At 63.4% G+C, this 6,622-nt stretch carries 5 protein-coding genes and 1 pseudogene; 3 read left to right on the top strand and 3 right to left on the bottom strand.

Annotation, left to right across the window (positions count from 1 at the left end; all coding sequences use genetic code 11):
- The 3 genes and pseudogenes from EOA22_RS20905 to EOA22_RS20895 form a co-directional block, all read right to left on the bottom strand.
- A pseudogene (locus EOA22_RS20905) lies at positions 1-919 on the bottom strand (prolyl oligopeptidase family protein); the annotation flags it as partial.
- Positions 920-985: 66 nt separating this feature from the next.
- Positions 986-2,158: an MFS transporter gene (locus tag EOA22_RS20900; protein WP_063168191.1), complete on the bottom strand. Its 1,173-nt coding sequence runs from the start codon at positions 2,156-2,158 to the stop codon at positions 986-988.
- Between the two features lie 144 nt (positions 2,159-2,302).
- The gene (locus EOA22_RS20895; RefSeq protein ID WP_127390192.1) at positions 2,303-3,478 is read right to left on the bottom strand and encodes an MFS transporter; all 1,176 of its coding nucleotides are present in this window, start codon (positions 3,476-3,478) and stop codon (positions 2,303-2,305) included.
- A 252-nt stretch (positions 3,479-3,730) separates the two neighbouring features.
- Between EOA22_RS20895 and EOA22_RS20890 the strand changes: the two genes are divergently transcribed.
- The 3 genes from EOA22_RS20890 to EOA22_RS20880 all read left to right on the top strand — a co-directional run.
- The gene (locus EOA22_RS20890; RefSeq protein ID WP_024501293.1) at positions 3,731-5,308 is read left to right on the top strand and encodes a trimethylamine methyltransferase family protein; all 1,578 of its coding nucleotides are present in this window, start codon (positions 3,731-3,733) and stop codon (positions 5,306-5,308) included.
- Between the two features lie 138 nt (positions 5,309-5,446).
- Positions 5,447-5,932, top strand: coding sequence for a DUF559 domain-containing protein (locus tag EOA22_RS20885; RefSeq protein ID WP_127224122.1), 486 nt, complete (start codon positions 5,447-5,449; stop codon positions 5,930-5,932).
- On the top strand, positions 5,929-6,622 hold a 694-nt coding region (locus EOA22_RS20880), incomplete at its 3' end, for an FAD-binding oxidoreductase (protein ID WP_164755690.1). The genes EOA22_RS20885 and EOA22_RS20880, both read left to right, overlap by 4 nt.

Below are 6,622 nucleotides of genomic sequence, written 5' to 3'. Positions count from 1 at the left end.
AATAAAGACCGTCGGGCTTGCAAACCGTGTCGTCGGGCGCCGTCCATGCACTGCGCACGCCGAACACGAGCTGATCCCTGAATATTGCCGTATCGGTCATGTCGTCCGGTAGCGGCAGCTGTTTGTTTTCGCCGGAAGGCAGCCGAAGGAAGATGTGCGAAGCGAAGAAATTCAGCGTTCGAGCCAGGACCAGATAGCGTCTGTCACCGTCGTACTCGACAGCGGCACCAACGGCGAGATCCTCTTTCTGCGCCTCGAAGATCGGCGTTGCGTCTTCCAGCTTGGTATCGCGCTTCCACAGCTTTATGATTCGCGGATAGCCGGACTCGGTCTTGTCGGCCTCGTCGAAAGCGGCCGAAACAATCACGGTGTCCTTATCCAGCCAGCTGAAACCCGACTTGGAAGCGGGTGCACGAAACCCACCCTCGACAAACGACTTGGTCGCGATGTCGAATTCGCGCATCTCGCTGGCGTCGCCGCCATCCGGCGACATCGAGACAAGGCAAAGGTTGAAGTCGGGATAGAGCCGGCTGGCGCCGCCAAAAACCCATTTTATCCCTTCCTCCGCCGCAAGCTGGTCGAAGTCGATGATCGTTTCCCAGTCGGGCTTCTCGGTCTTGTAGGAAGCGACGGTCGTGCGGCGCCAGAGGCCGAGCACATTGGTCTTGTCCTGCCAGAAATTGTAGACATGGCCGGCTTTTGCCGCGCCGACCGCGATGTTGTCCTCGGCCGTCATCAGGTCGAGCGCGGTCTGGAACGACGCCTGATAGGACGGATCGCCCTGCAATTCGCCAACCGTGATCTCGTTCTGGCGATGTACCCAGTCCAATGACTGCTTGGCTGTCCTGTCCTCCAGCCAGAGAAAGGGATCGTCGGTCGTGGGGGCGGAATTCGGCGTCTGGGTGGCAGGCTTGGTCATGAGGTCTCCGATAAACGCGTTGCTTTGAAAAAGCCAACGCCGACAGGCCGTCGATATTCACCATGTTCAGCGCACAATTGAGGCTTTCCGCCGACCAGCGAGGCTCGCAATGGCCAGCGCCAGGCACAGCAGCCCAAGCGTGATCGGCAGTCCGCCGGCGCCCATAACATCCATGGCGCCCCCCGCCAGCGGCGGCACGGCGATGCCGCCGACCCCCCACATCAAGGAAAAGGCCGCATTGCCGGCGACCAGTGCGGAGCCGGTGAAGCGTTCGCCGAGCTCGATGATCGACATTGTGTAGATGCCGTAGGAAACCGCGCCCCAGACAAAGATCATTGGCCAGATCAGCGGCGACTCGATGAGAAGCGGAAGCAGGACGCAGCCGAGCACCGTGATCGCGACGCAGGCAAGCCGCACCAGGCGCGCGGAAAGCCTTTCCGCCAAAAGGCCGAGCGGCACCTGCATGGCGATGTTGCCGGCGATCATCACCGACAGCAGCGCCGACATGCGGGTTTCGGTGATGCCGTGATGGGTGCCATAGACCGGCAGCAACGCCAGCGCACCCTGTTCGAAGCCGGCGGCGACTATGACGGCGAACAAAAGCAGCCACGCCAGCGGCACGAAACCCAGGACGGAAACCTGGTGCCCGGCCTCGTCGACCTTGGGCAAACGCGGCAGCACCGAGGCCAGGCAAATGCCACACAGCACGAAGGCGAAAATGCCGACGAGGAAGGGCGGCCAGCCCTCAGTGCCGACTGCAAGCAGGCACAGTGGCCCGGTCGCGAAACCGGCCGAGATGATCGTCGAATAGACACCCATGACGCGGCCGCGTCGGGCCGGCGGTGCCAGCGCGATCACCCAGATCTCGCTCAGCACATAGAGCGGATTGGTCACGACGCCGATCAGGAAGCGCAGGGGAAACCACAAATAGACATTTTGCGTCCAGCCGATCAGCGCCAGCACGACAGCCGAAAGGGCCGCACAGGTGAGCGCGGTGCGCCCTGCCCCGAATCGGCGGGCCAGCGCCGGGATCAACGGCGATAACAGAATGAAGCCAATCGGCGTCATGGCCGCCGACAAGCCGATCATCGCTGGCGAAACGCCCTGGCGCTGCAGGATGAAACTCAGCAGCGGATAGGACAACCCTTGCGCGATGGCGAACACCGAGACGGTCGCGATCACACCGGTGATCGCCGCCCATTGCATCGTCTCGTCCTTGTTCGATTCAACCAAATTCATGTACGCACCGCTGTCGGGCTGCAGGATTAGCGATTGAGTTGCGCAGAGGTAAGCCCCTGGCGGGCGAAAACTGCTTGCTCCAGACAGTGCCTGTCAGGAGGCTGGGCCTGTCAGGAGGTTGGGCCTGTCAGGAGGTTGGGCTTATCAGGAAGCTCGGCGCATGGATGAGCGGTACAGCGCGAACATCACCAGCACCGCGTCGAGAGCGGCAATAACCACCGGCAGCCCAAGTGGGCCGATGCCTTGCATGAGCAGGCCCGCACCGGGTGGGCCGACGATGCCACCAACGCCCCACATCAGCGCAAAGGCAGCGTTGCCGGCGACCAGCACAGAGCCCTTGAACCGGCTGCCGAGTTCGACCAATGCCATGGTGTAGACGCCGTAACCGACCGCGCCCATCACCAGCAGCACCACCCAGATCAACGGCGTTGTGATCAGCAGAGGCAGCAAAAGCGCGCAAACGGTTGTTGCCAGTGCGCAGACGATGATCATGGCGCGGCCGCCAAAACGCTCCGCCAGAAGGCCGAGTGGTATCTGCAGCAGGATGTTGCCGAGGGAAAGCGCCATCACCAGCGAGGCCAGAACGGCTTCCGCCAGGCCATAGCTGGCGCCGAAGACCGGGACCAGCGCATAGGTGCTCTGCTGGACCGCCGCCGAGACAAGCACGGCAAGCAGCAGCGCCGGCGCCATTTTGGCAAACCCGACAAGGCCGCTGGCAGGCTGGCCGTCATCCTCGAAGCCGGTGAGCTTTGCCGAGACGGCGTGCAGGATCACCGCGCAGAGCGCGAAGCCGGCGACGCCGACCATGAAAGGCGCCCAGCCCGACGTACCGAGCAGGGTCAGCGCGAATGGTCCGGCGGCATAACCGGCGCCCATCAGCGTGTTGAACACGCCCATCACCCGGCCGCGCCGCGACGGCGGTGCCAGCGACAGCGCCCACACCTCGCCAAGGATATAAAGCGGATTGATGACCACGCCGATGATGAAGCGGATGACGAACCACGCCACCCAGTCCTGCAGATAGCCGATGCCCAGGAAGCAGAGCGCGCCGATCAGCGAGCAGCCGACCGCCAGGTTGCGCCCGCCGACCAGCCGCACCGCCGCCGGCACGAAGGAAGCCGACAGGATCAGCCCGAGCGGCATCATCGCCGCCGACAGGCCGATCAGCGCCGGCGACATGCCTTGCTTCTGCATCAGCAATGTGAACAGCGGCGAGCTCAGCCCTTGCGCGGCGCCAAACATGGCAAGTGCCGCGGTGACGCCGGCAAGCGCTGCCCATTGCGTTCCTGCTTCGCCTTCGCTCGAGCCGGTCGCGACCATGCTGCCATCCAGATGAACTGCTGGCCATCAGGCCGGCAAGCCAAGTAGCTATCGGTTCGATCCCCGGAAGGAAAGGGCCGGCCACCGAAATCCGCTTGCTCCAACGCGGCAACCTGATCAAGCCGATGTCGCGGCCGGGCACCTGCCGTTCCGGCATGTCGCTTCCCTCGCCCTAGTGGTCGTCGCCTCCGCAATGGCCGGACAGCCGCCGGTCCATTATGCCGCCCGCTATCGCATCCCACGAGGACCATCATGACCGCCGCCCTACAACCCTCAGAACCGGCATTGGCCACCGACCGCGCCCGTCGCGGCGGCCGCGCTGGAAAGCGCGCCGGCGGCTCAGCCGCGTTCGAGCAGCCGGCTTTTCGCCAGTTGAAGAACCCGCTGGCGCCAACCAGGCTGGTGTCCGACGACGAGCTGGAATCGATTCACCTCGCTTCCCTGCGCGTGCTGCGGGAAATCGGCGTCGACGTGCTGCATGATGAGGCCCGCAGCATCATGAAGGCGCATGGCGCCGACGTGCGTGACGGCTCAGAGCGGGTGCGCTTCGACAGCGACATGATCCTCGACCTGGTGTCGCACTGCCCGTCGGAATTCACCATCCATGCCCGCAATCCTGCGCACAATGTGCGCTTCGGCGGCAACAATGTGATCGTCTCGATGATGGCGTCGGCGCCCAATTGCTCCGACATCGATCGCGGCCGCCGGCCCGGCAACCAGCAGGACTACCGCAACTTCCTCAAGCTCGCGCAGATGCACAACATTCTGAACTGCACGGGCGGCTACCCGGTCGAGCCGACCGATATCCATCCATCCGTCCGCCATCTCGAATGCATCCGCGATCTCAGCGTGCTCACCGACAAGGTGTTCCACATCTATTCGCTCGGCAAGGAGCGCAATGTCGACGGCATCGAGATCGCCAGGATCGCGCGCGGCATCAGCCACGAGCAGATGCTCGAAGAGCCGTCCGTCTTCACCATCATCAACACCAATTCGCCGCTGAAACTCGATGTGCCGATGATGGAAGGCATCATCCAGATGTCGAGCAAGGGCCAGGTCGTCGTCGTGACGCCGTTTACCCTGTCGGGTGCGATGGCGCCTGTCACCATCGCCGGCGCACTGGTGCAGCAGAACGCGGAGGCGCTTGCCGGCATCGCCTTCGCCCAGATGGTGCGCAAGGGCGCCCCCGTCGGATATGGCGGCTTCACCTCCAATGTCGACATGAAGTCCGGTTCACCGGCGTTCGGCACGCCGGAATACATGAAGGCGCAGCTCGTCGGCGGCCAGCTTGCCCGCCGCTACAACATCCCCTACCGCACCTCCAACACCTGCGCCGCCAACACGGTCGACGCGCAGGCGGCTTATGAAAGCGTGTTCTCGTTGTGGGGCGCCATCCAGGGCGGCGGCAACCTGATGATGCATGCCGCCGGCTGGCTCGAAGGCGGCCTGCGCTGCTCCTACGAGAAGACCATTCTGGACATCGACCTGCTGCAGATGGTGGCCGAATTCCTGACCCCGCTCGACCTTTCCGAAGAGGCACTCGGCTTCGACGCCATCCAGTCGGTCGGCCCCGGGGGCCATTTCTTCGGCACCCAGCACACGCAGGACCGCTACAAGACCGCCTTCTACTCGCCGATCCTCTCCGACTGGCGCAATTACGAGACCTGGGCGGAAGCCGGCTCGCCGACGGCGCTCGAAAAGGCCAACAAGGTCTGGAAGGAGCGGCTGGCGTCCTATGAGGAGCCCTACATGGACCCGGCCATCCGCGAGGAACTCAACGCCTTCGTCGCCAAGCGCCGGTCCGAAGGCGGCGCGCCGACCGATTTTTGATCGGCAGTATTGTTGATGAACGGTCGACCCCCACTCCGTCGAGCTGCGCTCGACACCTCTCCCCCGATCGACGGGGGAGAGGAAAGGCGCGAGCTTATGCACGCTGGCACCCTTCCTCTCCCTCCGGAGGGGGGAGAGGTGGCGTCGCGAAGCGGCGACGGAGTGGGGGAAGGCGCTCATGAAACCCGTAGCCGTCGCAAAACGGGCACTACCCAGCGAGCCAGAAAACTCAGGCAAGGTGACAACCAGGCCGAAGCGCTGCTTTGGCTTGAGTTAAAGGCCCGCAAGCTTGGCGGCTACAAGTTCACGCGACAGTTCTCTATCGGACCATACTACGCGGACTTCGCTTGCCGCAAAAATTGGCTTGTCGTGGAAGTCGACGGACACCAACACGCCGGCAGCTCATATGACCGCCGCCGCGACGATTTCATGCGTGCCCAGGGCTATTCGATCCTGCGTGTTTGGAACCATGACGTCCTGAAACATCGTACTCCGGCCTGTGAAACCATCCTCGCCGCGCTTGATGGCAGCCTGGCCGAGAACACGGCCGCATCCGATCTCCGCTTTGTTTTCACACCCCGCTCACCCGATTCAATCTCTTCAAACACGGACCTATCCAGATGAAATCACACGTAAAAGCGGTTGTCATCGGCGGCGGCGTCGTCGGCTGCTCGGTTCTCTACCACCTGGCCAAAGCCGGCTGGACCGACATCATGCTGATCGAGCGCTCTGAACTCACATCCGGCTCGTCCTGGCACGCGGCGGGCGGCTTCCACACGCTGAACGGCGACCCCAACGTCGCCAAGCTGCAGGCCTATACGGTGCAGCTCTACAAGGAGATCGAGGAGATATCCGGCCAGTCCTGCTCGCTGCATTTGACCGGCGGCGTGATGATGGCCGATACGCCCGAGCGCATGGACTTCCTGCGCCTTGCCCACGCCAAGGGCCGCTATCTCGGCATGGACACAGAGCTGATCACCCCTTCCGAAGCCAAGGCGATGTTCCCGCTGATGGACGAGACCAATTTCGTCGGCGCCATGTGGGATCCGGTCGAAGGCCATCTCGACCCGTCCGGCACCACCATCGCCTATTCAAAGGCGGCGAAAAAACTCGGCGCCGAGATCGTGCTGCGCAACCGCGTCGTGGAATTGACGCAGGAGGTCGACGGCACCTGGAATGTCGTCACCGAACAGGGCACGGTGAAGGCCGAGCATGTCGTCAATTGCGGCGGCCTGTGGGCGCGCGAGATCGGCCGCATGGTCGGCGTCGAACTGCCGGTTCTGGCCATGGAACATATGTATCTGCTCACCGAGC

Origin of the sequence: Mesorhizobium sp. M7A.F.Ca.US.014.04.1.1 (genome assembly GCF_003998745.1) — a bacterium.
In the GTDB taxonomy this organism is placed as follows: Bacteria; Pseudomonadota; Alphaproteobacteria; order Rhizobiales; family Rhizobiaceae; genus Mesorhizobium; species Mesorhizobium ciceri.
Note: the sequence above shows the minus strand (reverse complement) of the source record. Positions and strands in the feature narration are given on the sequence as shown.

Bases quoted from the DNA above. Each gene is read 5' to 3' on its own strand.
- EOA22_RS20895 (WP_127390192.1), bottom strand. From the start codon at position 3,478: ATGGTCGCGACCGGCTCGAGCGAAGGCGAAGCAGGAACGCAATGGGCA.
- EOA22_RS20900 (WP_063168191.1), bottom strand. From the start codon at position 2,158: ATGAATTTGGTTGAATCGAACAAGGACGAGACGATGCAATGGGCGGCG.
- EOA22_RS20890 (WP_024501293.1), top strand. From the start codon at position 3,731: ATGACCGCCGCCCTACAACCCTCAGAACCGGCATTGGCCACCGACCGC.